Origin of the sequence: Rhizobium leguminosarum bv. viciae USDA 2370, from assembly GCF_002008365.1 — a bacterium.
GTDB lineage: Bacteria > Pseudomonadota > Alphaproteobacteria > Rhizobiales > Rhizobiaceae > Rhizobium > Rhizobium leguminosarum.
The window spans coordinates 85,979-112,170 of the sequence record NZ_MRDL01000001.1 but is presented as its reverse complement, the minus strand read 5'-3'; the positions used below and the strand labels follow the sequence as shown (position 1 = coordinate 112,170).

The window sequence follows — 26,192 nt, the reverse complement described above, 5'->3', positions numbered from 1 at the left end:
GACGTTTTAGCGCGAGGTCCTCGCTATGACCAATCCTGCCCCAAGCATCTTGCCCGGCCTCAGGTTCCGGCAGCGTTTTCCGCTGCTTGCCCTCATCCTCGAGCGCTTCGTGCTCAGCCTCGTCCTGCTTTTTGCCGTCTCCATCCTGATCTTCGGCGGCCTGGAAGCTTTGCCCGGCGATTTTGCCACCACCTATCTCGGCCAGTCGGCGACGCCGCAGGCCGTCGCCAATATTCGAGAGGATCTCGGACTGAACCGCCCGATAACCACGCGCTACGTCGAGTGGCTCGGCAACGCCGTCCAGGGTGACTTCGGCACTTCCTGGGCCAGCAAGAATTCGGTGAGCGAACAGATCGGCAAGCGCCTCGGCAACTCGCTGTTCCTGGCGGGTTTCGCAGCGGTGATATCCGTCCCGCTCGCGGTCGGCCTCGGCATGCTGTCGGTGCATTTCCGTAATCGCCTGCCGGATAAGATCATCAACGTGATTTCGCTTGCGGCGATCTCGCTGCCGGAATTCTTCATCGGCTACCTGTTGATCCTGTTCTTCGCGGTGAACCTTGGCATGGCCACCTTTCCGGCGACCGTCTATGACAGTATGAGTTTCGTCGAGCGGTTGAAGGCGATCGCGCTGCCGACGGCGACCCTCGTGCTCGTCGTGCTCGCGCATATGATGCGCATGACGCGGGCGGCAATCCTCTCCGTCATGTCCTCCGCTTACATGGAGACGGCAGAGCTGAAGGGCCTCAGCGCCTTCCGCGCGATCGTCAAGCATGCCGCCCCCAATGCGCTCGCGCCGATCATCAATGTCATCGCGCTGAACCTTGCCTATCTCGTGGTCGGCGTCGTCGTTGTCGAAGTGGTCTTCGTCTATCCCGGCATGGGGCAATATATGGTCGATGCGGTCACCGTGCGCGACATGCCGGTCGTGCAGGCCTGCGGCCTGATCTTCGCCGCCGTCTACATCTTCCTCAATATGACGGCCGATATCCTCGCGATTATCGCCAATCCCCGGCTGAGGCATCCGCGATGAGATTGAGAGACATCCCCATCACCGCCTGGATCGGCATGGCCGGTATCGCCATCGCCTTCATCTTCGCAATCTTCGCACCCTGGCTCGCCCCCTATGGCGAGACGCAGGTCGTCGGCGACGTCTGGCAGCTGCCGGATAATCAATATATCTTCGGTCTCGACAATCTCGGTCGCGATATCTTCTCGCGCCTGATCTACGGCGCGCGCACGACGCTGACGGTCGCATCCGCCGCCACCATCATCTCCTTCTCGCTCGGCATCATCCTCAGCTTCACCGCCGCTGTCTCGCGCGGCCTCATCGACACCGTCCTGTCACGCTTCAATGATCTGATGATGTCGATCCCGACGCTGATCTTCGCGCTCGTCGTTCTTGCGGTGCTGCCGCAAAACATCGTCGTGCTGATCCTTGTCATGGCGATCCTCGACTCCACTCGCGTCTATCGTCTCGGCCGTGCGGTGGCACTCGATGTCGCCGTGATGGAATTCGTCGAGGCGGCGACGCTGCGCGGCGAAGGCAAGCTCTGGATCATCTTCCGCGAGATCCTGCCGAACACGCTGTCGCCGCTGCTGGCAGAGTTCGGGCTGCGCTTCGCCTTCTCGATCCTGTTCCTGTCGACGCTCTCCTTCCTGGGCCTCGGCATTCAGCCGCCGGCGGCCGATTGGGGTGGCATGGTCAAGGACAACAAGGACGGCATCATCTTCGGCATTTCGGCAGCGCTGGTGCCGGGCACGGCGATTGCCGTGCTGGCCGTCTGCGTCAACCTCGTCGTCGACTGGCTTCTGAAACGCACATCCAGCCTCAAGGGAGGGCGCGGCGATGCCTGAGCTTCTTTCCGTTCGCAATCTGAAGATCGAAGCAACCAGCTATCCGCCGGGCGAACCGCCCAAGCGGGTGACGATCGTCGACGGCGTTTCCTTCGACCTCAAGAAGGGCAAGGTCCTCGGCCTGATCGGGGAATCGGGCGCCGGCAAATCGACGATCGGTCTCTCCGCACTCGCCTATGGCCGGGGCGGCGCCGAAATCACCGGCGGCGAGGTCTTGCTCGACGGCGACAATATCCTCGCGCTCGGCAAGAACGGCATCCGCCAGATCCGCGGCGCGCGGGTCTGCTACGTCGCGCAGTCGGCAGCCGCTGCCTTCAATCCGGCGCATCGGCTCGGCGATCAGGTGATCGAGGCTTCAGTCAAACATGGATTGATGACCAAGGACAAGGCGCGTGAGCGAGCGCTTTATCTGTTCGGGGTTCTCGGCCTGCCCAATCCCGAAACCTTCGGCGAACGTTTTCCCCACCAGGTCTCCGGTGGCCAGCTGCAGCGGGCGATGACGGCGATGGCGCTCTGCTCCAACCCCGAACTCATCGTTTTCGACGAGCCGACAACGGCGCTCGACGTCACCACGCAGATCGACGTGCTGGCGGCGATCAAGCATGCCATCGAGGAAACGCACACGGCCGCCCTCTACATCACCCACGACCTTGCCGTCGTCGCCCAGATCTCGGACGACATCATGGTCCTGCGTTATGGCAAACAGGTCGAATATGGCAGCGTCCAGCAGATCATCGAGGCGCCGCGGGAGGATTATACCCGCGCCCTCGTCAATGTCAGGCAGGCCTATCGCGAGGAGGCGGCCGACCAGTCCGCAGCACTTCTCAAGGTCGAAAATGTCAGCGCCGAATATTCCAACGGTTTCAAGGTGCTGCACGATGTCACGCTGCACGTGCCGAGGGGGCAGACGCTTGCGGTCGTCGGTGAATCCGGTTCAGGCAAATCGACCCTGGCGCGCGTAATTACCGGCCTGTTGCCGCCGAGCAGCGGGCGCGTCGTCTTTGACGGCAAACCGCTGATGCCGGGTCTCAAGAGCCGACCGAACGACGATCTGAGGCGTATCCAGCTGATCTACCAGATGGCCGACACGGCGATGAACCCGCGCCAGACGGTTCGAGACATCATCGGCCGCCCGCTGACCTTCTATTATGGCCTCAGAGGTGCCGAGAAGACCGCCCGGGTGAAGGAGTTGCTCGACCAGATCGAAATGGGCAAGGGTTTCGTCGACCGCTACCCGGCCGAACTATCAGGTGGCCAGAAGCAGCGCGTCGCGATCGCCAGAGCGCTTGCCGCCAAGCCCGAACTCATCCTCTGCGACGAGCCGACTTCGGCGCTCGATCCGCTGGTGGCGGAGGGTATCCTCAAGCTTCTCCTGCGCCTGCAGGAAGAAGAACAGCTGTCCTACGTCTTCATCACCCACGACATCGCGATCGTCAGGGCGATTGCCGACAGCGTGGCGGTGATGCATCGTGGCAAGCTGGTGCGGTTCGGTCCGAAATCGACGGCGCTCTCCCCGCCCTTTGACGACTACACCGATCTGCTGTTGAAATCCGTACCGGAAATGGAAATCGGCTGGCTGGAACGGGTGCTTGCCACGCGTCGCATGGAGAGCGCCGGTAACTGACTCGACGAGGGCAGAGCCCTCGTCTCACGGAAAGTGCATCAAGGAATGAGCATGACCTCGCGCGGCTTCGCCACCATCGAGAATGAATGGATTACCCTGAAGGATGGGACGCGGCTTGCCGCGCGCATCTGGATGCCGGATGGTGCTGAGGAAGATCCGGTTCCTGCCGTCTTCGAATTCCTGCCCTATCGCAAACGGGACGGAACCTGCCTCAGGGATGAGTCGACCTATCCGGTGTTCGCGGCCGCAGGCATTGCCGGTGTGCGCGTCGATATCCGCGGATCCGGAGAATCCGGCGGCGTCATCGACGGCGAATATACCGAAAGCGAGCTTGCCAATGCCTGCGAGCTGATCGCCTGGATTGCCGCGCAGCCATGGTCGAACGGCTCGGTCGGCATGATGGGCATCTCCTGGGGCGGCTTCAACAGCCTGCAGGTCGCAGCATTGCGACCGCCGGCGCTGAAGGCCGTCATATCGATCGCCTCGACCGTCGATCGTTACAATGACGACATCCACTACAAGAACGGCTGCCATCTCTCCGCCCAGCTCTCATGGGCGGCAACGATGCTCGGCTACCAGTCGCGCCCGCCCGATCCCGCACTTGTCGGCGAACGCTGGAAGGAGATGTGGCTGGAACGCCTGGCCGGCGAACCCTTCTTCATGGAGGAGTGGCTGACCCATCAGCGGCGCGACGATTTCTGGCGTCACGGCTCGATCTCAGAGGATTTTTCGAGCGTGGAGATTCCCGCGCTTGTCATCGCGGGCTGGGCGGACGGCTACCGCAATACGCCTCTGATGGCGGCCGAAGGCCTGAGCCACAAAGCGAAGGCACTGATCGGTCCCTGGGTCCACAAATATCCGCACTTTGCCTGGCCGAAGCCGCGCACGGATTTCCATGGCGAAGCGATCGCCTGGTGGAACAAATGGCTGCGTGGCGAGGATAACGGCATCGACACCTTGCCGCAGGCCCGCGCCTATATTCTCGATGCCATCCGCCCTGCCCCGCGACGCGACAGCGACCCGGGTTTCTGGGTCGCCAAGGACGTCTGGTCGCCGCCGCAGATGCAGTGTTTCTATGTCGAGCAGTTCGGCAAGCTGACGGAAGGCATGCCGATTCCGCACGCGCCCGAGCATCCCGTCTATCTCCGCTCTCCGCTCGACACCGGGACGGCATCCGGTGAGTATTTTACGCTGAAGCCCGATGCCGAAATGGCGATCGATCAACGCTCGGACGATGCCGGCTCGCTGATCTTCGATACGATGCCGCTTGCTGGCGATTACGACTATCTCGGCCGGCCTGTGCTCACGCTTGCGCTGCGCTCTCGGACGGCGGGCGGAAATCTCTGCGCCCGGCTCGTCGATGTCCATCCGGATGGCACGGCAACGCGTGTCGCCTTCGGCGTCGTCAATCTCACTCACCGCGACGGCAATGCAGATCCCAAGCCGCTGATACCAGGCGAGAAGGTGTCGATCCGGCTGGTGCTCGATGCCTGCGGTTATCGCTTCCGCAAGGGGCATCGCATCCGCCTTTCGCTTTCCACCGCATATTGGCCGATGATCCTGCCGCCGCCTGATGACGAAGGCATCGAGGTCGATATCGCGGCACTCGGCCTGGGGCTGCCGATGCTCGGCGAGCACCAGCGGATCGACATCAAGGAACCGGCCAATCCCGATCCGCTGCCGAAATACATCGAGCACGCGGCCGCCGCGACGAAGCGGCAGGTCGTCCGCGATCTCTCGGCCGCCCGAACGGAGTATCACATCCACGAGGATACCGGGCTCACCGAACACCCTGAGACCGGCCTCTCGACCCGGCAATTGCGGGAGGAAGTCTGGTCGATTGCGCCCGATAATCCGTTGTCGATGACCGGGACGTCGACCTGGACCTGCGACATGCGCCGCCCCGGCTGGTTCGTCCGCACAGTCGCGACCGCGCGCATTGCCTGCACCCGGACCGACTGGATCATCAGCGCTGTCGTCACCGCTTTCGAGGACGATGTGCAGATCTTCGAAAAGGTCTTTGCGGAAAAGCGGATCGCGCGTGACCTGATGTGATCGTTAGAGCCTTTCCGGGTTAGATTGCAGCATTCTGTTGGCTCAAACGGAGTCGGATGGTCGACCGGTCGGCGCGCGTCGTAGCCCGGCTCTACGGCCAAGTGGGCCGGTCGATCAGCCGGCCCGTTTGAGCCAACCCGAAGGGCCAGGCATCTTTCCGCCAGGATCAGAGGCGATCGGCTCGGACGTACCAAGGGGTATGCCCTTCGCCAATCGCCTTTGCCCTGACGAAAACCTGCTCCGGCAGAATGCTGCAATCTAACCCGGAAAGGCTCTAGGCCACTGCCAAACGCCTTATGGCCTCGCACACGGCACGGAAGCCGTCCCGCGCGCCATCGCTCATGTGGCGGGCGCGCAGCCACGCGTGCACCATCTGCGGCTCCTCCCGGAACCAGACTTCGACGCCCTCCGCGGTGAGCCGGGCGGCATAGTGCCGGCCGTCGTCCCGGAGCGGATCGAAATGCGCGACCGTGATGAAGGCCGGCGGCAGCCCGGCAAGCGAAGCTGCCTGCAGTGGTTCGGCAATCTCGTTGCCTGCTGGCGCCCGCAAGATCTCGCGATAATAGGCGACATCCGCCGTCGTCAATCCGGGGGCCGCGGCCATTTCGACATAGGAGCCTGCAGTAAGGTCACCGCCGAGCGCCGGATAGATCAGGACTTGGCCGACGACGCCTGACAGGCCCGCGTCGCGCGCGCGCAACGCAAGGCCCGCCGCAAGATTGGCCCCAGCGCTGTCGCCGATCAGCACGACCTTGCTGTTGGCGGAAAGCAGATGTTTCAACACGGTAAAGCCGTCATCCGTCTGTGCCGGCCAGCGATATTCAGGGGCTAGCCGGTAATCGACCGAAACAAGTTCCGCGCCGGCAAAATCAGCAATCTCGGCGCAGATGGCATGATGGCTCTCGAGCGAACCGACAACGAAGCCACCGCCATGAAGATAGAGCAGAATGGTGCGCGTGCTGATTTTCCGCGGACGGTAACGCCGGATCGGTATGCGCTGGAGCATGCCGTCCGCAAAGATCATCTCCGGGGGCAGCGGGCGATCGAAGCGTGCGCAGAGAGCGTCGTACCAATGTCGCTGCTGTTCGATCGATGCTTGAACGGCGTCTGGCGGATAGAAGGCATCGCAAATCGCGAGAAACTGCAGGATGCCCTTTTCGGTGGGGGCAGGTGGTTGAGCGGACATGGAGGTCCTTTCGCGATTTGGGACGTGACAGGTCATGTCCCTGGCCGACTCTGTCCTCATCATGCGCCTACGTGGCGTGAACAACCTGTCTGGTCGCGACCCGTGAATGTCGCGCCAACTCAAAATTCCCGATAATTTTTTGGCCATCGACCCAAGGAAAGCCATCCGAGAAACGTCTCAATCTGGAAATAGCATCTTGCTTGGCAGCATGGGGTAGGTGCGGAATTGGACGCGGAGCTCATAGAACGAGCGCAGGGCGGCGACCGGGAGGCCTTCGGGCAACTGGTCTCGCGCCATTATGATTTCGTCCATGCGACGGCGTGGCGTTGGTCGGGCAGTTCCACGGACGCCGACGACATTGCCCAGGAGGTCTGCGTCAAGCTCGGCGCGGCCATCCGCAGCTTTCGCGGCGCCAGCCGCTTCAGGACATGGCTCTACACTCTGACGCTCAACGCCGCCCGCGACCATAGACGCAAGCTTGCACGAGAGGAGCAGACATTCCGCGCTTACGCAGCCGAACCACCGCAGGATGCGCCGGGCGGAAATGACGACGAGATATCGAGCGAATTGTGGGCGGCCGTGCGCGCCTTGCCGGAGAGGCAATGCGACGCCGTGCTGCTCGTTTACGGCGAAGGTCTCAGCCATTCGGCTGCTGCCGATATCATGGGCTGCTCGGAGGCGACCGTGTCCTGGCAGGTCCATGAGGCGCGCAAGAGGCTGAAGGCCGTGCTTGGGAAGGAAGAGGTATGACCGTGGACAAGGAACTCGAAAAGCTCTCCCACTCCACACCGCCGGCAGCGACGCCGGAGGCGCGCGCGCGCGCGCTTGCCGCGGCGATGCAGGCCTTCGACACCGCCGGAAATAATGCGCTGGCGCCCCAAGGAAATGCGAAAGGCTGGCGTCAAAGCTCCATCATCAACTGGATATGGAGCCCTGCCATGAACAAGAAATTCCTCGCCGGTTCAGCCCTTGCGACGCTGCTCGTCATTCCGGCCGCCGGTTATCTCGCGATCGAGCTGACCCGCAACGGATTGCCGATCGTCGACCAGACTGAGATCGCCGGCGACCTTTCGCAAGGCGGAGCGTCGAAACAACCGGTCGCAACGGCGGATCAATCGGTCAAGGCCGCGCCGCAACTTCCGCCGCAAGCACCGGCCGAGAACGGCAGCTTGGCTGAGCAATCTGTCGCTGACGCGCAAGCGCTGCAGGACAAGGAGACACCGGCCCTCGCGAAACCCGGCGCGCGGATATCCGAATTCGACGCCAATGACATCGCCACCCTCACGAACAAATCGGAGGGTTCCGCCACGGCACTCGGGGCGGCCAAACGCTCTGCGCCGGCCGCTCCCGGCATCGCCCCCCAGCAGCAATTGGCCGAACCGATGGCCGCCATCGCCCCCTCGCCTGCTCCGCCTGCGGAGGGGCGCGTGCAGATGCAGCTCAATCCCAATCGCGAGCGGTTTGCCAATGCCGCGGCCAATCCGATCAAGAGCGTCTCGACGGATCCGGTCTCGACCTTTTCCGCCGATGTCGACAGCGCGTCCTATGCCTTCGTCCGCCGCTCGTTGACCGGCGGGGCGATGCCCGATCCGCAATCGGTTCGCGTTGAGGAGATGATCAATTATTTCCCCTATGACTGGCCGGGTCCTGAAAATGCCGCCCAGCCTTTCAAGGCGACGGCGACTGTGATGCCGACCCCGTGGAACCACGACACGGAATTGATGCATGTGGCGATCAAGGGCTATGACATCGCGCCGGCGACCACGCCGCATGCCAATCTGGTCTTCCTGATCGACGTGTCGGGTTCGATGGACGAGCCGGACAAGCTGCCGCTGCTGAAGAGCGCCTTCCGGCTCCTCGTCAACAGGCTGAAGGCCGACGATACCGTCTCGATCGTCACCTATGCCGGCAATGCCGGCACCGTGCTGTCCCCGACACGCGTGGCGGAGAAATCGAAGATCCTGTCGGCGATCGACAAGCTGGAGCCGGGCGGCTCGACCGGCGGCGCCGAAGGCATCGAGGCGGCCTACGATCTTGCCAAACAGGCCTTCGTCAAGGACGGCGTCAACCGCGTAATGCTGGCGACGGACGGCGACTTCAATGTCGGCCCGTCGAGCGACGAGGATTTGAAGCGGATCATCGAAGAGAGACGCAGGGACGGCATCTTCCTCACCGTTCTCGGCTTTGGGCGGGGCAATCTCAACGATTCCCTGATGCAGACGCTGGCGCAGAACGGCAACGGCAGTGCTGCCTATATCGACACCCTGGCGGAGGCGCAAAAGACGCTGGTCGAAGAAGCCGGATCGACGCTGTTTCCGATCGCCAGCGACGTCAAGTTCCAGGTTGAGTTCAACCCGGAACGGATCGCCGAGTACCGGTTGATCGGCTACGAGACGCGGGCGCTGAAGCGCGAGGATTTCAACAACGATCGTGTCGATGCCGGCGATATCGGCTCCGGCCACAGCGTCACGGCGATTTACGAAATTACGCCGAAGGGAAGCCCCGCGGTCATGAATGACGACCTGCGTTATGGCGCGGCCAACAATGCGCCGGCCGAGAACGCCGATACCGCGCGTCAAGGCGAGCTTGCCTTCGTCAAGATGCGTTACAAACGGCCGGGCGAGGATAAGAGTGCTCTCGTCACCACGCCCGTCAATGACAGCAACGCCGTCGCCGCCGTCGATGCCGCGCCGCAGGATGTCCGTTTCTCGGTGGCCGTCGCCGCCTTCGGCCAGAAACTGAGCCGGATTGCCGCCGTCGATTCCTATTCTTACCAGGCAATCGCCGATCTCGCCGCGGCATCGCGGGGAGCGGACACTTTCGGCTACAGGTCGGATTTCCTCAGCCTCGTTCGTTTGGCGGACGGCCTCAGTCAACGGTGAGGCATGAGGAAAAACTGCACCAAACGAGAGGCCGTCCCGGAAGGCGGCCTTTTTCTCCGTTATCCCAGTCTCGACCCGTTGGCCGTGAGATAAACGGCGTAGAGAGACGTGCTCGCGGTGATAAAGAGACGGTTCAATTTCTCTCCACCGAACGTAACGTTGGAGACGCCCTCGGGAATATGGATCTTGCCGAGCAGCGTTCCATCCGGATCATAGGCGTGGACACCATCGCCGGCGCTCGTCCATATCCTGCCTTTGCGATCCACGCGAAAACCATCAAACAGACCTGAGGTGCATTCTGCGAAAACGCCGAGATCGGTCAGCCTGCCCTCATTCGAGACTGCGAGCCTTCTGATATGGCGCGGACCGCCGGGCAGGTGCGTTGCGCCGGTATCTGCAACATAGAGCACCGTCTCATCCGGGGAAAAAGCCAGCCCGTTCGGCTTGACGAAATCGGCCGTCACCTGATCGGTCGTGCCCGTTGCCGGATCATGCCGGTAGACGTGGCATCCGCCGATTTCCTCCTCGCCGTAGTCGCCCTCATAGTCGTGGAGGATGCCGTAGCTCGGATCGGTGAACCAGACGGTCCCATCGGACCTGACGGCGACGTCATTTGGAGAATTGAGCCGCTCGCCTGCAATTCGATCGGCCAGAACGGTGATCCTGCCGTCGAATTCGGTTCGCGTGACACGGCGCGTCAGATGCTCGCAGGTGATGAGCCGTCCCTGATTGTCGACAGTGTTGCCATTCGAGTTGTTGCTGGGAGAGCGGAATACCGATGTGTGTCCGCTGGTATCGTCGTAGCGCATCATCCGGTTGTTGGGGATGTCCGAGAAAACCAGATAGCGCCCGGCGGCAAACCAGGCCGGCCCCTCCAGCCAGCGGCCACCCGTCCAAAGCCGCTCGACGCGAGCGTGACCGACGAAGCAGCTTTCAAAGCGCGGGTCGAGAACCTCAAAACCCGTACCGTCAATTTGCCCGAACATGATGCTCCTCCGTTTCCTTCAAATTGTTATCGATATCATCCTGTCGTGTTTTGAGGGCTTCGTATAGACATCTGTCCGCCGACCTCTGCGAAAAGCTGCCAAGAAACTTGGTTTTCAGACTTTGGAACGGTGCATTTCTGCAATAATATCGATTGTGCGATGATAGCGATAACTTTATCGTGTCTAGAATTGCCCAACTCGGAAGCTTTGTGAAAGCGGAGACCAGTGAAAAACGAGGATGAGCCGAAAGACAAGCGTCTCAAGCCGGGAGACGCTCAAAAGCTGACGATGGCGGAGGTCGCCAAATATGTCGGCGTCTCCGCCATGACCGTCTCGCGTGCCTTTCGCCAGGATGCGAGCGTTTCCGAGGAGACCCGCAAGCGTATCATGGAAGCCGTCGACGCGCTCGGCTATGTGCTCGATCTGTCGGCCGGCAGTCTTTCGTCGCGGCGGAGCGGTTTCATCGCCGCCCTGGTGCCCTCGATCAACAATTCGAATTTTTCCGACACGGCGCGGGGCATTACCGATGCGCTGCAGAATACCGGCCTTCAACTCCTTCTCGGCTATACCGACTATTCGGCGGAGAAAGAGGAAGAACTGATCGAGGCGATGCTGCGCCGCCGCCCTGAAGGCATCATCCTGACCGGTGGTTCGCACACGGCACGCGCGCGGCGCATGCTTGCAAAAGCCGGCATTCCCGTTGTCGAAACCTGGGAACTTCCGGAAAATCCGATCAATCAGGTCGTCGGCTTTTCCAACGGCGAGGCGATGGCCTTGCTGGTGCGGACACTGGCCGGCCAGGGATATCGGAAGTTCGGCTATATCGGCGGAACGACGGCGCGCGATACGCGCGGCAGCCAGCGGCGAAGCGGTTTCCAGAAAACTGTTGAAGAACTCGGCCTGGGGCCGGGACGGATGATTTCCTTCGGCGTCCCGCCTATCACCATGGAACAAGGCGGCCAGGCAATCGTCAGCCTGCTGGAGCGCTGGCCAGACACGGAAGTGGTTCTCTGCGTCTCCGACCTTTCCGCCTTCGGCGCCATCATGGAATGCACGCGCCGGGGAATGAAGGTTCCGCGGGACATCGCCATTGCCGGTTTCGGCGATTACGAGATCTCGTCCATCTGTCATCCGCGCATCACCACCATCAATGTCGATTGTTATGGCATCGGCCGTCAGGCGGCCGCCCGCCTGCTGGATGCCCTCCATACCGGCAACTCGACCGGCGATGAGATCACATTGACCGGCTACAAGGTTGTCTTGCGCGAAAGCACGGATCGTAACGGCGCGCCGTCCGCTTGAGTACTGCAGCGCCGCGCGTCTTTTCACATGCGCGGCGCCGTAACACTTTGAAGGCAATTTTATCCCTACATCGATTCCGATCTAAGGAGTTATGCAGCCGGTCAAAAGGCGATCTGCACTTTCATGGACTTGCTGCGGTCGCCTGCCAGTTCGAAGGCGGCAACGGCCTCTTCGATCCCAAAGACACCTGTCAGAAGCGGCTTCAGATCGACGCGACGCGCGTTGATCAGTTCGACGGCGAGCGCAAATTCCTCGTGAAAACGGAATGTGCCGCGCATCTCGATTTCCTTCGCAACGATCATGTTCTGCGGGATAGAGACATCGCCGCCAAGGCCGAGCTGGACGAGAACGGCGCGCGGCTTAAGCGTCTCCAGGCCCGCGCGCACGGCTCGCTCATTGCCCGACGCCTCGAACATGACATCGAAGTATCCCTTGTCAGCGCTGTAAGCGGCAAGGTCGGCAGCATGCGTGGCAACGTTGATCGTTCGATCGGCGCCGCTGGTGCGGGCAATTGCCAGAACGCTGTCGGTCACGTCGGTCGCAACGATCTCGCGGGCGCCGAGAACGCGCGCCGCGACGATCGCCAACATCCCGATCGGGCCGCAACCCGTAACAAGGACCCGTTTGCCGAGCAGCGATCCGGCGCGGTTTGCCGCATGCAACGTCACCGCAAAGGGTTCGGCAAAGGCGGCCTCGTGAATGGAGATGCCATCGGCGACCTTGTGGCATTGCCAGCGCTCCGCCACCAGCCGCTGGCGAAAGCCACCCTGAATATGCGGCATCGGCATGGCACTGCCGTAAAACCGCATGTTGAGGCAGTGGTTTTGCTGCCCCTTCAGGCAATATTGGCAATGGTTGCACGGCCGGCTCGGGGAAACCGCGACACGGTCTCCCACGGCAAGATCGGTGACGCCGGAGCCCAGCGCCTTGACCGTGCCGGCGATCTCATGGCCGAGGATCATCGGTTCGCGCAGGCGAACGGTGCCGAAACCGCCGTGATTGTAATAATGCAGGTCGGAACCGCAGATGCCGCCGGCTTCGATGGCAATCTCCACCTGCCCGGCGCCCGCAACCTCCGGCTCGCGCTCTTCGATCCTCAGATCCTTGGCGGCATGAATGACGATGGCTTTCATATCGGGACCCTCACACGACGGGAGTTGGAAGCGGGCTGCCTGCAAAATGCGCAGCGAGATTGTCTCTGACCAGTTGGCCCATGGCCTTGCGGGTCTCGACAGTGCCAGAGCCGTGATGGGGCTGCAACACGACGTTTTGGAGGGTCAGGAAACGGGCATCGATCCTGGGTTCGTTCAGGAAGACATCAAGGCCAGCAGCCTGGATGGTGCGGTCTTGAAGGGCCGCGATCAGCGCCTCTTCGTCGACGGTCGTCCCGCGCGAAACATTGATCAAGATGCCGTTCGGACCGAGCGCTTTAAGCACCTCAGCATTGATGATTTTCATGGTCGCCTCCCCACCGGGGACGATGACGATCAGAAAGTCGGCCCAATCCGCAAGCGCGATCAGGTCGGGTTCATAGGCGTAAGCTACATCCGTGTGGTCATGGCGGGCGAAATAGGAGATGTCGCAGCCGAAAGCGACAGCCCTCTTGGCGATCGCCTTGCCGATCCGCCCCATGCCGGCGATCCCCACTTTCTTGCCCGAGACGCGCGTCACCAGCGGCATGGCGACACTGCCCCACTGGCCGGAGCGGACCAAAACATCGGCCTGCGGGACCTGCCTCGCCGTGGCAAGCAGCAGTCCGACGGCGATATCGGCGACATCTTCGGTCAGCACATCAGGGGTATTCGTGACGCGAATGCCGTTGGCGCGGGCATAGGACAAGTCGATTGCGTCGGTGCCGACGCCGTAACAGGAGACGATTTCCAGTTTCGGCAATTGCGCCATCAGTTCTGCAGACGCTCCGAGTTCGCCTCGGGTCGCTATGGCGCGAATATCCTTGCCGACCCTGGAAATCAGCTCGTCCCGGTCTGCCGCTTCCCACAGGCGATGGACGCGGTAGTTCGCCTCCAGATCCACCATGTCCCATTCCGGATAAGCTCCAGCCATCAAGATTTCTACCTCAGGCATTCCGTTTCCATCCCGCATTTTGACAGTTGATTATGTTATCGATAACATATAATTCGGAAAAGGGATGTCAAGTGAGTTTCACCGTCAGCGGCAGTTGAAGCCGTCGCCTGCGGCGAGACCGGAGGAGTGATTTACATGAAGAACTTGTTTGATCTTACCGGACGGCGTGCCCTGATCACCGGCTCGAGCCAGGGGATCGGCTATGCCCTGGCCGAAGGCCTGGCGCAGCATGGCGCCGAGGTGATCATCAATGGCCGCACGCCCGAAAGCGTCAAACGTGCGGTCGAGAGCCTCAAGGATCAAGGCCTGTCTGCCCATGCGGCGATCTTCGACGTAACCAGCAAGAATGCTGCCAAAGAAGGCATAGACGCGATCGAAGCCGATATCGGGCCGCTCGACATCCTGATCAACAATGCCGGCATGCAGTTTCGCACGCCGCTGGAAGATTTTCCGGCGGACAAATGGGAACTGCTGCTGACCACCAACATTTCGAGCGTGTTCTACGTCGGCCAGGCAGCGGCCAAGCCCATGATCGCCCGCGGCCAGGGCAAGATCATCAACATCGCCTCCGTTCAAAGCGAACTGGCGCGCCCCGGCATTGCTCCCTACACTGCGACCAAGGGCGCGGTACGCAATCTGACCCGCGGCATGTGCGCCGACTGGGCCAAGTACGGCCTGCAAATCAACGCGATTGCGCCGGGCTATTTCAAGACGCCGCTCAATCAGGCGCTCGTCGACAATCCGGAGTTCTCGTCCTGGCTCGAAAAGCGGACGCCAGCCGGACGCTGGGGCAATGTCGAGGAACTGGTGGGTGCCGCTGTTTTCCTGTCAGGCCGCGGTTCGTCTTTCATCAACGGGCACACGCTGTATGTCGACGGCGGCATTACGACCTGCCTCTGATAGAGACGAGATGATGGATTTCGAGAAGAAGGCACGGCCTCTTGCTGTCGTCGTCATGGGCGTCAGCGGCTGCGGCAAATCCTCGGTCGGAGAACGCGTCGCTGCTCAAAACGGCATGGAGTTTGTGGAGGGCGACCAACTCCACCCCGCTGGAAATGTCGAGAAGATGGCGCAGGGCATACCGCTTACTGACGACGACCGCCTGCCCTGGCTCGACCGGATCGGCGAGGAAATAAAGACCGCGCAAAGAGCATCGCAAGGGCTGGTGATTTCCTGTTCGGCGCTGAAGAGAAGCTATCGGGACAGGTTGAGGCAGGCGGCGGACGGGCATCTCGCCTTTGTTTTCCTCGAAGGGTCCCGCAATCTGCTGCTGTCGCGCATGCAGGCTCGTCAGGGCCATTTCATGCCCGCGACTTTGCTCGACAGCCAGTTGCAGACACTGGAGCCGCCGACCGGTGAAGCTGGTGTGGTGACGGTGGCGATCGACAATGCCTTGGATGATATTGTGGCACTGGCTTGCAAGGGACTGAGCGGCATGGCCGTCAAGGGAGGAGATTAACATGCAGGATAACTATAGAGCAGATGTCGCCGTCATCGGTGCCGGTATCATGGGAACCGCGATCGTCACCCGATTGATCGAAACCGGGCATAAGGTCTCCGTCTTCGACCTGGATACCGAAAAAGTCGCGGTTTTGGAGGCCAAGGGCGCACGCGCGGCCGGCTCTGTGGAGGAAGCGGTCTCACGGTCGGCGTTTTGTGTGCTGAGCCTCAATCACGCCAGCATCGTCCGCGCTGTCGTCTTCGGCGAAAAGGGTGTTGCGGCGGCTGCAAATGCCGACAAGCTGCTGATCGACATGTCGTCGATCGACCCCGCCGAGACGGCTGAGATGGCGATGCGGCTGCGTCGGGAAACCGGCATGGCATGGGTGGATTGCCCGCTCTCCGGCGGCGTGCCAGGTGCGCTGAGCGGACGCCTGACAATTATGGCCGGCGGCAGCCCTGAGGATTTCGAACGGGCGCGCGTGGTGATGCGGCATCTTGCCGCCAATTACACGCTGATGGGTGCATCCGGCGCCGGGCAGACCACCAAACTGATCAATCAGCTGTTTTGCGCCGTGCTGTTTCAGGCCGTCGCCGAGGCGGTGAAGCTCGCTGAAGCCGGCGGCGTCGATCCGGCCGCCATTCCGGCAGCCCTTGCGGGCGGCAGGGCGGACAGCCGGATGATGCAGGAATTCATGGCGAAATTCGCCGCCCGGGATTTCTCGCCGACAGGCAGAATCGACAACATGTTGAAGGACCTGGATTCACTTCAGGCCTTCGCGCTGAAGACCAAGACGCCATTGCCGATGACCGGCTCCGTGGTCGAAATTCACCGCCTGCTCTGCGCTGCCGGTCTCGGGCCGAAGGACTCCGCCGAGATGATGCGTCTTCTCGACGGATTTCAGGCCGGCTGACGTCAATCTCGCTGAGAAATTCGAGATCGTCATCTTTCCGCTTGACCATCCATAAATGTTATCGATAACATACGACCAATGACAACCGCAGCTTTGGGAGGAGCCACAGTGGAAGCCAAGAGACTGCTGGAGTTCCAATCGATCACCAAGAGCTTCGGCGGCACGCAAGCGCTGCGGGACGTCTCGATCGATCTGCGCGAGGGCGAAATCCTCGCGCTGCTGGGGGAAAACGGCGCCGGCAAATCGACACTCATCAAGACGCTTGCGGGTATCTACAAGCCCGATGCCGGCGACATCCTGTTTCGCGGCCAGAGCTACCATCATCGCCCCCCGAAGCCGAACGAGCGGCAGCCGGTTGCCTTCATCCACCAGGATCTCGGCTTGATCGAGTGGATGACCGTCGGCGAGAATATGGGCCTGTCGCAGGGTTTCTCGATGCGTCGCGGCCTGATCGACTGGAACAGGACGCAGGCGCGTGCCAAGGAAGCGTTGAAACTGGTCGGCTGCGATTTCGATCCCACCACGCGGGTCTCGGCGCTGTCGCGCACGGAAAAATCGCTTGTCGCCATCGCCCGTGCACTTGCCGTCGAAGCCGACGTGCTGGTGCTCGACGAGCCGACGGCGAGCCTTCCCGCCGATGAAGTCGATCGGCTGTTCAATGCGATCCGCCCCTTAAAGGATCGCGGCGTCGGGATGATCTATGTCTCCCACAGGCTGGACGAGATTTTCCGGATTGCCGATCGGGTCGCCGTTCTGCGCGACGGATGCATGGTGGGACAGAAGCCCGTCAGCGAGACGACCCCCGACGAGCTGGTGACGATGATCATCGGCCGCAGCGGTGACAGCCTGTTTTCCAAGACCCAGATCACGCCCGGCAAGGCGATCGTCAAGGTTCGCGATCTCGTTTGCGCCGGCACGGGCGCGATATCGTTCGATATCCGCGAGGGCGAGCTTTTGGGATTGGCTGGATTGCGTGGCGCCGGCCAGGAACGGATCGGCCGCGCGCTGTTCGGTTGCGAGCCCTTCAACGGCTCGGTTCTGCTGCATGACGAGGCCCCCGACCTTTCCAGCCCGCGGCGCGCTATGGCGTCGGGCATCGGCTTGATTGCCCGTGACCGGACGGAGGAATCCGTGGCGCTCTCGCTTTCCATTCGGGAAAATACCTACCTCAATCCGGGAGCCGTCGGACGCGGGCTTTTGTCCTTCCTGTCGCCGCGCGGCGAAGCCGATCTTGCCCATAAGATCGGCCATTCCGTCGGCCTGCGGCCGAACGACCCGGATCTGCCGGTAGAGGCCCTGTCGGGCGGCAATCAGCAAAAAGTGGTCGTCGGCCGTTGGCTGGCGACCGGCCGCAAGCTGCTGGTCGCAGAAGATCCGACTGCCGGCGTCGATATCGGAGCGCGTGCGGAGATCTACCGTCTGATCACCCAGGCGCTCGAGGCCGGCCTCGCGGTTGTCGTGGTGTCGACGGACTTTGAGGAAATCGCCCATATCTGCCACCGCGCGCTGGTTTTCTCGCGCGGCAAAATCGTCAGCGAACTGACTGGAAGCGGCCTGACGACGGAGGCGGTCATCACGGCCGCATCCGCGTCGGAAGCTGCTTGAGCCATCGGGAGAACAGCCATGCAATCCATTGAATCCACGGCGCTGGAGCCGACCAAGAGCGAAATGGCCGGTCTGTCCACCGGACAGAAGATCGGACGCCTGATCCCGGTTTACGGGCTGGTGATCTTGACCGTCGGCCTGATCGTGATCTTCTCGATCCTTCTACCTGATACGTTCCCGACCGTGTTGAACGTCCGTTCGATTGTATCAGACAAGGCAATCATTGCGCTTCTGTCGCTGGCTGCGATGATCCCGATGGCATCCGGCCGCATAGACCTGACCGTCGGCTATGGCATCGTGCTCTGGCACATCCTCGCCATCAGCCTGCAAACGGCCTACGGCCTGCCCTGGCCGGTCGCGGTTGTCATCGTCCTCGCGCTCGGCGTCCTGACCGGCTTTATCAACGGGCTGCTGGTCGAAGTCGCAAAGATCGACAGCTTCATCGCAACACTCGGCACCGGAACGGTTCTCTACGCGCTTGCCCTCTGGCACACCGGCGGGCGGCAGGTGGTCGGCGTCCTGCCTGAGGGTTTCTATGCGCTGAACGGCACCATGCTGTTCGGCCTGCCGATCACCGGCTTCTACGTGCTGCTGATTGCGATCTGCATGTGGATCGTGCTCGAATACCTGCCGATCGGCCGCTATCTCTACGCCATCGGCGCCAATCCGAAGGCGGCCGCACTCAATGGTATTCCAGTCCGCAAATTCGTGATCGGCGCATTCGTCACCTCGGGGCTGCTGGCGGCTCTGACCGGGGTTCTTCTCGCCTCGAAGCTGCGCATCGGCCAGGCGAGCGTCGGCCTCGAATATCTCCTGCCGGCACTTGTCGGCGCGTTCCTCGGATCGACGACGATCAAGCCCGGACGGGTGAACGTCTGGGGCACCTTGATCGGCGTCATCATCCTGGCGGTCGGAATATCAGGAATTCAGCAATTCGGCGGGTCGTTCTTCGTCGAACCGCTGTTCAACGGCGTGACCCTGCTGATTGCCATCGGCATAGCAGGTTACGCCCAGCGCAAGCGCGGAGTTGTGAGGAGGATCACACCCGCATCCAAATGAGGATGCCGGCTCATCCCGGCATTTCATAACAAACAAAATGGAGGAGTGAACATGAAGCGCAGAACGTTATTGCAGGCAACGGTCGCAACCGTCGCCGTTATGCTCAGCATGCCGGCATTCGCCGATTCCATGACCGATGCCAAGGCTGTGGTCGAAAAGTATGCTTCCAAGGTGAGCGCCTGGGATGGGCCGACGAGCGGCCCCAAGGGCGCTGCCGGAAAGAACATCGTCATTCTTGCCGGCGATATGAAAAACGGTGGCATCCTCGGCGTGGTCAATGGCGTGCAGGAAGCGGCAGGCGCGCTCGGCTGGACGGTCAAGGCGCTTGACGGCGCCGGTTCAATCGGCGGACGGACCGCGGCGTTCGGCCAGGCCATGGCGCTGAAGCCGGATGGCATCATCATCAACGGCTTTGACGCGGTCGAACAGAAGCCGGCGATGGAAGCAGCCAAGGCTGCCGGCATTCCAATGGTTTCCTGGCACGCCGCCTCGGCGGTCGGTCCGGTTCCCGAAGTCGGCGTCTTCGCAAACGTCACCACCGATGCCATGGAAGTCTCGAAGTCTGCGGCGGATTGGGCCTTTGCCGATGCCGGCGGCAAGCCTGGTGTCATCATCTTTACCGACTCCACCTATGCGATCGCGATCGCCAAGGCCGATCGTATGAAGAAGGAGATCGAGGATCTCGGCGGCACGGTGCTCGAATATGTCGACACGCCGATTGCCGAAACCTCTCAGCGCATGCCGCAGCTCACCACCTCGCTTCTGCAGAAGTATGGCGCGAAGTGGACGCATTCGCTGGCGATCAACGACCTCTATTACGACTTCATGGGACCCTCGCTCGCCTCGGCCGGCATTGCAGGCGACGGAAAGCCGGTGAACGTCGCAGCCGGCGACGGTTCGGAGAGCGCCTATCAGCGTATCCGCGCCAAGCAGTTCCAGGCCGTCACGGTCGCCGAGCCGCTCAACCTCCAGGGCTGGCAGCTCGTTGACGAATTGAACCGCGCCTTTGCGGGCGCTCCATGGTCCGGCTATGTGTCGCCGCTCCATGTGGTGACCAGCCAGAACGTCGAGTTTGACGGCGGACCGAAGAACAGCTTCGATCCCGACAACGGCTATCGCGATCAATACAAGAAAATCTGGGGTAAATAACCCTTCCAGTCAGGGCGTATCGACCGATACGCCCTGATGTTCCGACAACACACCACTATCGATCCAGCTCCGGCGAGTTTTGGAAAAGAGAACCTATGATCATTCGTTATGCTTTGTTTGAAGGCGAAATCCATTCCGGTCGGGAAGAAGAATTCCGCGAATTCGTGCGGCAGCGGCTCGTCCCTCTCTGGACGAAATTTCCGGGAGCCGAAGAAATACGGGTGCTGGATGGGATGGAGCGCGACGAGGGCGCCCCGGTCTACGCCATGGCCTTGGCCATTCGCTATCCCGATATGGATGCGGTGAAGGCGGCACTTCTCTCCGATGTGCGGTCGCAGAGCCGCGAAGTCACCGGCGAACTCCTGCAACTCTTCACCGGCAAGGTGCATCACCACGTATTCTCGGCCAATGAATACGCACCACATATTGCCTGACATCAGACGAGTCTGACATTCAGACGGTTCGGGCGCCTGAAAGGTGGTTGAACAAAGACCCGTAAAGCGCCCGCGGATGACGGTCCCAGGCGCTTTTTTCACGCCTGCTAACGCCGATCATCCTGCGAAGGCGCCGGATGCGATCGTTCCGGTTGCTCGACTTTTGGGGACAATTTTCCACCAGCAGCGCTTTTATTAAACTAAATAGTCTATCGATTTAATAGATTATCCGCCATCTTACCGTGCATCGTTCCTGCAAACAACAATCCGAAACGGGAAGATCGACGATGACACTGGCAAAGACATTCAAAATTGCGTTGTTCAGTCTGCTTGGTCTCAGTGCCATTCATGGTCTGGCGTCAGCCCAGGCAGACGTCCCCCTGCTTTCCAAAGTGCCGCCAGGCACGGTGCTGACGATCGGCGATCCGGTCACTCAGAAAGCTCTCGAGGTGTCCGGCCTCGATAAAGAGCTCAGTTTTGAAGTCAAATGGGCCAATATCAGCGGCGGGCCGCAGACGTCGGAAGCTTTCCGCGCCCATGCGCTCGATGTCGGATCGGTGGCCGAGATCCCCTCGATCTTCGCCAACTGGAACAACCTGCCCGTCCGCAACATCGCCTATCGCGAACGCCGTGACCCGATTGCCAATCCCATCTACCGCTTCGGCATCGCGCCAGGCGCGGCCGTCAAGACGCTGGCGGATTTCCGCGGTAAACGCATCGCCTTCAGCCCGGGGCAGGCTCAGGGCACGCTCGTTCTGCGTGCCCTCCATGCCGCAGGCTTGAAGAGCGGCGACGTCACCTTGGTGGAACTGCCAAGCACCAGCGACGTCTATCCGAAGGCATTGGCGAGCAAGCAAGTCGACATCGCACCGCTCGGCGGCGTCTACATCAGGCGCTATATCACCCAATACGGATCGGACGGAGCGACCCTCGTGAAGCACGGCCTGCGGGACGATCCGAGCCATCTTTATGCGCCGCAATGGGTTCTGGACGACCCCGCCAAGGCGGCCGCGCTCGCCGAATATGTCGGTCTGTGGGCACGCGCCACCGAATGGGTGAACCGGAACCCGGATCTCTGGATCAAGGAATATTACGTCGGTCAGCAGGGCCTTAGCCAGGAGGACGGGGAGTTTCTCGTCAAGCTGACCGGCGAACAGATCGTTCCCGCCGATTGGAGCGAAGTGAAGAAGCGCCACCAGGAAACCATCAACCTGCTGGCGGACGAGCTCGGCTACAAACCCTTCAATGTAGAGCAGATTTTCGACAACCGCTTCGAAAAGCTCGGTGCCGCGGCTTTGGCCAAGAGCCAGTAACGTTCGACATTCCTTCGGAGAGGAGATCTGAAACATGGCAACCACTTGGGATGCAGATGAGGCGAAACTATCCCTGACAACAAGCGGGAGAGTTGCGCATGGAGGCTCACGCGTGGCAAAGGCGGTTGGCGCGGCTAGCTCTGCTGGCCCCCGCGCCCGGCGCAGGCTGGGTCCCGGACCCGCGATCCCTTTCGGGTTGCAGATCGGGCCGGTATTGCTTGTCCTGACCTGGGTCGTCGGTTCGGCATTGGGATGGATCGACCCGCGCATCCTGTCGGCGCCGTGGACTGTCATCGAGGCTTTCGTAAGGCTCATAGAGCAGGGTCGCCTGCAGGACAATTTCGTGACGTCGGCGACCCGCGCCCTGCTCGGCCTTAGCATCGGATTGCTGATCGGCACGATCCTGGCGGTTATCGCCGGCCTGTCCCGGATCGGTGAAGCCCTGATCGACGGGCCGGTCCAGATCAAGCGCGCGATACCGACGCTGGCCCTGATCCCCTTGCTGATCCTGTGGTTCGGCATCGGTGAGAGCATGAAGGTTACGACCATCGCGCTTGCCGTGATCGTGCCGATTTACATCCACACCCACAATGCGCTCCGCAGCATCGACAGCCGTTACGTCGAGCTGGCCGAGACCCTGCGCATGAGCCAGAAGGACTTCATCCTTCAGGTGGTGCTGCCCGGCGCCCTGCCGGGTTTCCTTCTGGGTCTGCGGTTTGCCGTCACCCTCTGCTGGGTTTCTCTTGTCGTGGTCGAGCAGATCAACGCCACCAGCGGCCTCGGTTACATGATCGATCTTGCCCGAAATTACGGGCAGACCGACGTCATTCTCGTCGGTCTGGTGGTCTATGTGCTGCTCGGTCTCGTTTCGGACGCTCTCGTCCGCCTGCTTGAACGGAGGGTCCTCTCATGGCGCCGCACCCTGGCAAACTGAAGTCCGCAACCAAAGCCGTCCACGTGCGAAACCTCGATCGGCGGTTTGCGACGAAGACGATCCTCGACGGCGTCGATCTCGATATTGAAGAAGGCGAGTTCGTCGCCCTGCTCGGCCGCAGTGGTTCCGGCAAAAGCACGTTCCTCAGGGCTCTTGCCGGTCTGGATCATGGTGTCGAGGGAACCGGCACCCTCGAGACGCCGGAGAGCCTCTCGGTGGTTTTCCAGGACGCCCGCCTGCTGCCGTGGCGCAGCGTCATCCAGAACGTCACGCTCGGCCTACGTGGACCTTCCGGCCAGGAAGCCGGACGGAAGGCTTTGGCGGAGGTAGGACTTGCGGGTCGGGAAACGGCGTGGCCGAACCAGCTCTCGGGTGGCGAGCAGCAGAGAGTCGCTCTTGCCCGTTCGCTGGTGCGCGAACCGGCCCTGCTTCTCGCCGATGAGCCGTTTGGCGCGCTTGATGCGCTGACTCGGCTGAAAATGCACGATCTGCTCAGGGAGTTGTGTGCAAGACACCGTCCTGCCGTGCTGCTCGTCACCCACGACGTCGACGAGGCGATTTCGCTGGCCGACCGCATACTGGTTCTCGACGAAGGCCGCCTCATCGAGGATCTCAAGATCGATCTGCCGACGCCGCGCGACCACGGCGATCCGCGCTTTGCGCAATTCCGAATCCACCTTCTGAGCCGGCTCGGGGTCGAGCTTCCGGGCCGTAAGGCCGCCTGACATCCGCAACAGTTCAGTTTGATCTGGAGATAAGCCAATGAGCACATCGAAAAGGCAAATGCGGCTTGGCGCATTCATCATGGCGACCGGCCATCATATTGCCGCCTGGCGTCATCCGGAGGCGCAGGCCGATGCCGGCCTCAATATCGATCACTACCGCGAGCTTGCGCAGACCGCCGAACGCGGCAAATTCGATCTCGTCTTCGTCGCCGACAGTCCGGCTGGATGGGACCGCGCCAAGGACCCGGAAGCGCTTCGCCGCACCGCCCAGGGCGCGCATTTCGAGCCTCTGACCCTTTGGGCCGCGCTCTCCCAGGTGACCAAACATATCGGCTTCGTCGCCACGGCATCGACGACCTACGAGGACCCTTACCTCCTCGCCCGCAGGTTCGCGTCGCTGGATTATATCTCCAAGGGCCGCGCCGCATGGAACGTCGTCACGACAGGCGCGGATGTTTCGAAGAATTTTTCAATCGCAGGCCATCCCGCCCATGCCGATCGTTATGAGCGGGCCGAGGAATTCGTCGACCTGGTTAAGGGCCTGTGGGATTCTTATGAGGACGATGCCTTCATCCGCGACAAGGAAAGCGGGGTCTATCTCGATCCTGACAAGGTGCATCTCGTCGATCACAAGGGCAAATTCTTCTCGGTGGCCGGTCCGCTCAACGTCGGCCGTCCGGTTCAGGGCTATCCTGTTATCGTGCAGGCCGGGGCATCCGAACCGGGGCGCGAACTTGCCGCCCGCACGGCCGAGATGATCTTTACCGCCAACCAGACCTTCGAGGATGCGCAGGAATTCTATTCCGACGTCAAAGGGCGGCTGGCCCGCTATGGACGCCGGCCGGACGAACTGCTGATCAGTCCCGGCATATTCCCTGTTCTCGGCGGGACGGAAGCGGAAGCCCAGGCGAACTACGACCATATCCAATCGCTCGTTCATCCCTCCATCGCCTGGAATATCCTTGCCCGCCACTACAAGGGAGTTGACCTTTCCGGCTACTCGCTGGACGATCCCGCCCCTCCCCTGCCTGAAAATACCGAACTCAACAAAAGCCGCCTCAAGCTGGTTTCCGATCTGGTCTCGCGCAACAATCTGACGCTGCGCCAGTTCTATCTGGCGGTCGCCACCGCTCGTGGCCATCGGACGGTTGTGGGAACGCCCGAGCAGATCGCCGATGCGATGCAGAGCTGGTTTGAGAATGGTGCGGCCGACGCCTTCAACATCATGCCGCCGATCCTGCCCACCGCTCTGACCGATTTCGTCGATCAGGTCGTGCCGATCCTGCGCAAGCGCGGTCTGTTCCGGCACGAATATGAAGGCACGACGCTGCGGGAGAACTTGGGCCTTCAGCGCCCGCCGAATGGCTTTGTGGTTCAGGCGGGGCAGCAGCAAAAGGTGCAGGCGGCCGTATGATTTCCCAGGGGGCTTCCCCCTGGTTTCCTTGTTCCAATCACACAGAACTGCAGCATGCATGAGCAATAATTCCGAATTTCTCTGGTATATTCCCAACGACGTCAAAGCCGGTCATCGCGGCGATTCCGCTGTCGAGAACCACAACAGCCTGGATACGCTGACCAGCCACGCAAGGGCGCTGGAGGAACATGGCTGGAAGGGCGCGCTCATCGGCACCGGTTGGGGCCGTCCCGACACGTTCACCGTCGCGGCCTCACTTGCCGCCCGGACCACCACCTTCGAGCCGCTGATTGCGATCCGCCCGGGCTATTGGCGACCGGCAAACTTCGCGTCCGCGGCGTCGACGCTGGACCACCTGACGGGCGGCCGGGTGCGGATCAACATCGTGTCGGGCAAGGACAATCTGGCTGCCTACGGCGACAGCGAGGGCGATCAGGCGCATCGCTACGGCCGCACCAAGGAGTTCATGCGGCTGGTCCGCAGACTGTGGACCGAGGACAATGTCACTTCGGCGGGTGAGCACTTCCGGGTTGCCGACTCTACCGTGGTGCCGCGCATCCAGGTCCGCGGCGATCGTCGGCACCCGAAATTCTATTTTGGCGGTGCCTCGGAAGCGGCAGAGCGGGTGGCCGCCACCGAGGCCGATGTCCAGCTCTTCTGGGGCGAGCCGCTCGATGGTGTCCGCGAACGGATCGCGCGGCTCAAGGCGCTGAGCAGGGAGCTGGACCGCGACCTCCCGCCGCTGGAATTCGGACTGCGGATAACGACACTGGTCCGGGACACCACCGAACAGGCCTGGGCCGATGCCGAGGCGAAGGTCGCCGAGATGGCCAGAAGCAAGGGCAGCGGCTGGCACGATCACCAGCGCGCGCTCGCCGTCGGCCAGCAGCGGCTGCTCGATCTGCATGAGCGCGGCGACGTCCTCGACGACAACCTCTATACCGCCCCGGGCAAGTTCGGCGGCGGCGGCGCCGGCACCACCTGGCTGGTCGGCTCGGCGGAAGACGTCGCCCGCTCGCTGCGCAAATACCAGGATCTCGGCATCACCCATTTCGTGCTGTCCGACACGCCGTATCTCTCCGAAATCAAGCGGCAGGGCGATCAGCTACTTCCGCTGCTACGCAGCTAAAGCCGGAAGCGCCGACGCTCCGGCACCGCAGCTGCAATTCATGCCGTTGCCGAGACCTTTCAGCAAATCACGGCCCGATGCCAGGACGGCGTCGCGTAGTCG

General features: G+C 61.7%; 23 protein-coding genes. 19 read left to right on the top strand and 4 right to left on the bottom strand.

Translation table 11 applies throughout. The features are described from left to right. Positions 1-25: 25 nt before the first annotated feature. From BS629_RS00550 to BS629_RS00535, 4 genes are read left to right on the top strand one after another with little or no spacing between them, the layout of a single operon-like run. A complete protein-coding gene (locus BS629_RS00550) occupies positions 26-1,030 on the top strand; it encodes an ABC transporter permease (protein ID WP_018246828.1) in 1,005 nt (334 codons plus the stop codon). Next, the gene (locus BS629_RS00545; RefSeq protein ID WP_018246829.1) at positions 1,027-1,854 is read left to right on the top strand and encodes an ABC transporter permease; all 828 of its coding nucleotides are present in this window, start codon (positions 1,027-1,029) and stop codon (positions 1,852-1,854) included. The genes BS629_RS00550 and BS629_RS00545 overlap by 4 nt, the downstream gene beginning before the upstream one ends. Next, the gene (locus BS629_RS00540; RefSeq protein WP_018246830.1) at positions 1,847-3,478 is read left to right on the top strand and encodes an ABC transporter ATP-binding protein; all 1,632 of its coding nucleotides are present in this window, start codon (positions 1,847-1,849) and stop codon (positions 3,476-3,478) included. The genes BS629_RS00545 and BS629_RS00540 overlap by 8 nt, the downstream gene beginning before the upstream one ends. Before the next feature lie 51 nt (positions 3,479-3,529). After that, positions 3,530-5,533 (top strand): CocE/NonD family hydrolase, encoded by a 2,004-nt coding sequence (locus BS629_RS00535; protein ID WP_026188804.1) that lies wholly within the window; start codon positions 3,530-3,532, stop codon positions 5,531-5,533. Between the two features lie 274 nt (positions 5,534-5,807). Here BS629_RS00535 and BS629_RS00520 read toward each other — a convergent pair whose 3' ends face one another. Continuing rightward, positions 5,808-6,719: an alpha/beta hydrolase gene (locus tag BS629_RS00520; protein ID WP_018246832.1), complete on the bottom strand. Its 912-nt coding sequence runs from the start codon at positions 6,717-6,719 to the stop codon at positions 5,808-5,810. Between the two features lie 225 nt (positions 6,720-6,944). Between BS629_RS00520 and BS629_RS00515 the strand changes: the two genes are divergently transcribed. Both BS629_RS00515 and BS629_RS00510 read left to right on the top strand, forming a co-directional pair. Next, the gene (locus tag BS629_RS00515; RefSeq protein WP_018246833.1) at positions 6,945-7,469 is read left to right on the top strand and encodes an RNA polymerase sigma factor; all 525 of its coding nucleotides are present in this window, start codon (positions 6,945-6,947) and stop codon (positions 7,467-7,469) included. Then, positions 7,466-9,601 (top strand): vWA domain-containing protein, encoded by a 2,136-nt coding sequence (locus BS629_RS00510; protein WP_018246834.1) that lies wholly within the window; start codon positions 7,466-7,468, stop codon positions 9,599-9,601. The genes BS629_RS00515 and BS629_RS00510 overlap by 4 nt, the downstream gene beginning before the upstream one ends. Positions 9,602-9,660: 59 nt before the next feature. Here the strand turns inward: BS629_RS00510 and BS629_RS00505 are convergent, their stop codons facing one another. After that, positions 9,661-10,587 (bottom strand): SMP-30/gluconolactonase/LRE family protein, encoded by a 927-nt coding sequence (locus tag BS629_RS00505; RefSeq protein WP_018246835.1) that lies wholly within the window; start codon positions 10,585-10,587, stop codon positions 9,661-9,663. Positions 10,588-10,812: 225 nt separating this feature from the next. Between BS629_RS00505 and BS629_RS00500 the strand changes: the two genes are divergently transcribed. Next, positions 10,813-11,889 carry a LacI family DNA-binding transcriptional regulator gene (locus BS629_RS00500; protein WP_018246836.1) on the top strand — a complete coding sequence of 359 codons (1,077 nt, stop codon included), beginning with the start codon at positions 10,813-10,815 and terminating at the stop codon, positions 11,887-11,889. 101 nt (positions 11,890-11,990) lie between these two features. Here the strand turns inward: BS629_RS00500 and BS629_RS00495 are convergent, their stop codons facing one another. After that, entirely contained in the window at positions 11,991-13,022 is a 1,032-nt protein-coding gene (locus BS629_RS00495; RefSeq protein WP_018246837.1) for an L-idonate 5-dehydrogenase, read from the bottom strand. Positions 13,023-13,032: 10 nt separating this feature from the next. Further along, a complete protein-coding gene (locus BS629_RS00490; protein ID WP_018246838.1) occupies positions 13,033-13,974 on the bottom strand; it encodes a 2-hydroxyacid dehydrogenase in 942 nt (313 codons plus the stop codon). Positions 13,975-14,109: 135 nt separating this feature from the next. On the opposite strand from BS629_RS00490, the gene BS629_RS00485 reads away from it, so the two are divergent. From BS629_RS00485 to BS629_RS00430, 12 genes are all read left to right on the top strand, one after another. Continuing rightward, entirely contained in the window at positions 14,110-14,874 is a 765-nt protein-coding gene (locus BS629_RS00485; protein WP_018246839.1) for an SDR family oxidoreductase, read from the top strand. Positions 14,875-14,887: 13 nt separating this feature from the next. Next, on the top strand, positions 14,888-15,433 hold the full coding sequence (locus tag BS629_RS00480; RefSeq protein WP_020572937.1) for a gluconokinase: 546 nt from the start codon (positions 14,888-14,890) through the stop codon (positions 15,431-15,433). Between the two features lies 1 nt (position 15,434). Then, positions 15,435-16,328 (top strand): NAD(P)-dependent oxidoreductase, encoded by an 894-nt coding sequence (locus BS629_RS00475; RefSeq protein ID WP_018246841.1) that lies wholly within the window; start codon positions 15,435-15,437, stop codon positions 16,326-16,328. Positions 16,329-16,436: 108 nt separating this feature from the next. Beyond that, complete coding sequence (locus BS629_RS00470; RefSeq protein ID WP_018246842.1) at positions 16,437-17,933, top strand: sugar ABC transporter ATP-binding protein; 1,497 nt, start codon at positions 16,437-16,439, stop codon at positions 17,931-17,933. Positions 17,934-17,951: 18 nt separating this feature from the next. Next, positions 17,952-18,992, top strand: coding sequence for an ABC transporter permease (locus BS629_RS00465; RefSeq protein WP_018246843.1), 1,041 nt, complete (start codon positions 17,952-17,954; stop codon positions 18,990-18,992). Between the two features lie 51 nt (positions 18,993-19,043). Continuing rightward, positions 19,044-20,141 carry an ABC transporter substrate-binding protein gene (locus BS629_RS00460; RefSeq protein ID WP_018246844.1) on the top strand — a complete coding sequence of 366 codons (1,098 nt, stop codon included), beginning with the start codon at positions 19,044-19,046 and terminating at the stop codon, positions 20,139-20,141. Positions 20,142-20,236: 95 nt separating this feature from the next. Beyond that, on the top strand, positions 20,237-20,575 hold the full coding sequence (locus BS629_RS00455; protein ID WP_018246845.1) for a hypothetical protein: 339 nt from the start codon (positions 20,237-20,239) through the stop codon (positions 20,573-20,575). A gap of 287 nt (positions 20,576-20,862) precedes the next feature. After that, positions 20,863-21,888, top strand: coding sequence for an ABC transporter substrate-binding protein (locus BS629_RS00450; RefSeq protein WP_018246846.1), 1,026 nt, complete (start codon positions 20,863-20,865; stop codon positions 21,886-21,888). 34 nt (positions 21,889-21,922) lie between these two features. After that, positions 21,923-22,822, top strand: coding sequence for an ABC transporter permease (locus BS629_RS00445; RefSeq protein ID WP_018517714.1), 900 nt, complete (start codon positions 21,923-21,925; stop codon positions 22,820-22,822). After that, positions 22,798-23,547 carry an ABC transporter ATP-binding protein gene (locus BS629_RS00440; RefSeq protein ID WP_018246848.1) on the top strand — a complete coding sequence of 250 codons (750 nt, stop codon included), beginning with the start codon at positions 22,798-22,800 and terminating at the stop codon, positions 23,545-23,547. Before BS629_RS00445 ends, BS629_RS00440 begins: the two co-directional genes overlap by 25 nt. A 37-nt stretch (positions 23,548-23,584) precedes the next feature. Next, complete coding sequence (locus BS629_RS00435; protein ID WP_018246849.1) at positions 23,585-24,961, top strand: LLM class flavin-dependent oxidoreductase; 1,377 nt, start codon at positions 23,585-23,587, stop codon at positions 24,959-24,961. Positions 24,962-25,019: 58 nt separating this feature from the next. Continuing rightward, positions 25,020-26,090 (top strand): LLM class flavin-dependent oxidoreductase, encoded by a 1,071-nt coding sequence (locus BS629_RS00430; protein WP_018246850.1) that lies wholly within the window; start codon positions 25,020-25,022, stop codon positions 26,088-26,090. Positions 26,091-26,192: the final 102 nt, after the last annotated feature.

Excerpts from the sequence above, each read along its gene's own strand:
- BS629_RS00495 (WP_018246837.1), bottom strand. The coding sequence starts at position 13,022 with ATGAAAGCCATCGTCATTCATGCCGCCAAGGATCTGAGGATCGAAGAG.
- BS629_RS00440 (WP_018246848.1), top strand. The coding sequence starts at position 22,798 with ATGGCGCCGCACCCTGGCAAACTGAAGTCCGCAACCAAAGCCGTCCAC.
- BS629_RS00455 (WP_018246845.1), top strand. The coding sequence starts at position 20,237 with ATGATCATTCGTTATGCTTTGTTTGAAGGCGAAATCCATTCCGGTCGG.
- BS629_RS00505 (WP_018246835.1), bottom strand. The coding sequence starts at position 10,587 with ATGTTCGGGCAAATTGACGGTACGGGTTTTGAGGTTCTCGACCCGCGC.
- BS629_RS00545 (WP_018246829.1), top strand. The coding sequence starts at position 1,027 with ATGAGATTGAGAGACATCCCCATCACCGCCTGGATCGGCATGGCCGGT.
- BS629_RS00540 (WP_018246830.1), top strand. The coding sequence starts at position 1,847 with ATGCCTGAGCTTCTTTCCGTTCGCAATCTGAAGATCGAAGCAACCAGC.
- BS629_RS00510 (WP_018246834.1), top strand. The coding sequence starts at position 7,466 with ATGACCGTGGACAAGGAACTCGAAAAGCTCTCCCACTCCACACCGCCG.
- BS629_RS00430 (WP_018246850.1), top strand. The coding sequence starts at position 25,020 with ATGAGCAATAATTCCGAATTTCTCTGGTATATTCCCAACGACGTCAAA.
- BS629_RS00450 (WP_018246846.1), top strand. The coding sequence starts at position 20,863 with ATGACACTGGCAAAGACATTCAAAATTGCGTTGTTCAGTCTGCTTGGT.
- BS629_RS00465 (WP_018246843.1), top strand. The coding sequence starts at position 17,952 with ATGCAATCCATTGAATCCACGGCGCTGGAGCCGACCAAGAGCGAAATG.
- BS629_RS00535 (WP_026188804.1), top strand. The coding sequence starts at position 3,530 with ATGACCTCGCGCGGCTTCGCCACCATCGAGAATGAATGGATTACCCTG.
- BS629_RS00435 (WP_018246849.1), top strand. The coding sequence starts at position 23,585 with ATGAGCACATCGAAAAGGCAAATGCGGCTTGGCGCATTCATCATGGCG.
- BS629_RS00520 (WP_018246832.1), bottom strand. The coding sequence starts at position 6,719 with ATGTCCGCTCAACCACCTGCCCCCACCGAAAAGGGCATCCTGCAGTTT.
- BS629_RS00490 (WP_018246838.1), bottom strand. The coding sequence starts at position 13,974 with ATGCCTGAGGTAGAAATCTTGATGGCTGGAGCTTATCCGGAATGGGAC.
- BS629_RS00475 (WP_018246841.1), top strand. The coding sequence starts at position 15,435 with ATGCAGGATAACTATAGAGCAGATGTCGCCGTCATCGGTGCCGGTATC.
- BS629_RS00480 (WP_020572937.1), top strand. The coding sequence starts at position 14,888 with ATGGATTTCGAGAAGAAGGCACGGCCTCTTGCTGTCGTCGTCATGGGC.
- BS629_RS00445 (WP_018517714.1), top strand. The coding sequence starts at position 21,923 with ATGGCAACCACTTGGGATGCAGATGAGGCGAAACTATCCCTGACAACA.
- BS629_RS00460 (WP_018246844.1), top strand. The coding sequence starts at position 19,044 with ATGAAGCGCAGAACGTTATTGCAGGCAACGGTCGCAACCGTCGCCGTT.
- BS629_RS00550 (WP_018246828.1), top strand. The coding sequence starts at position 26 with ATGACCAATCCTGCCCCAAGCATCTTGCCCGGCCTCAGGTTCCGGCAG.
- BS629_RS00485 (WP_018246839.1), top strand. The coding sequence starts at position 14,110 with ATGAAGAACTTGTTTGATCTTACCGGACGGCGTGCCCTGATCACCGGC.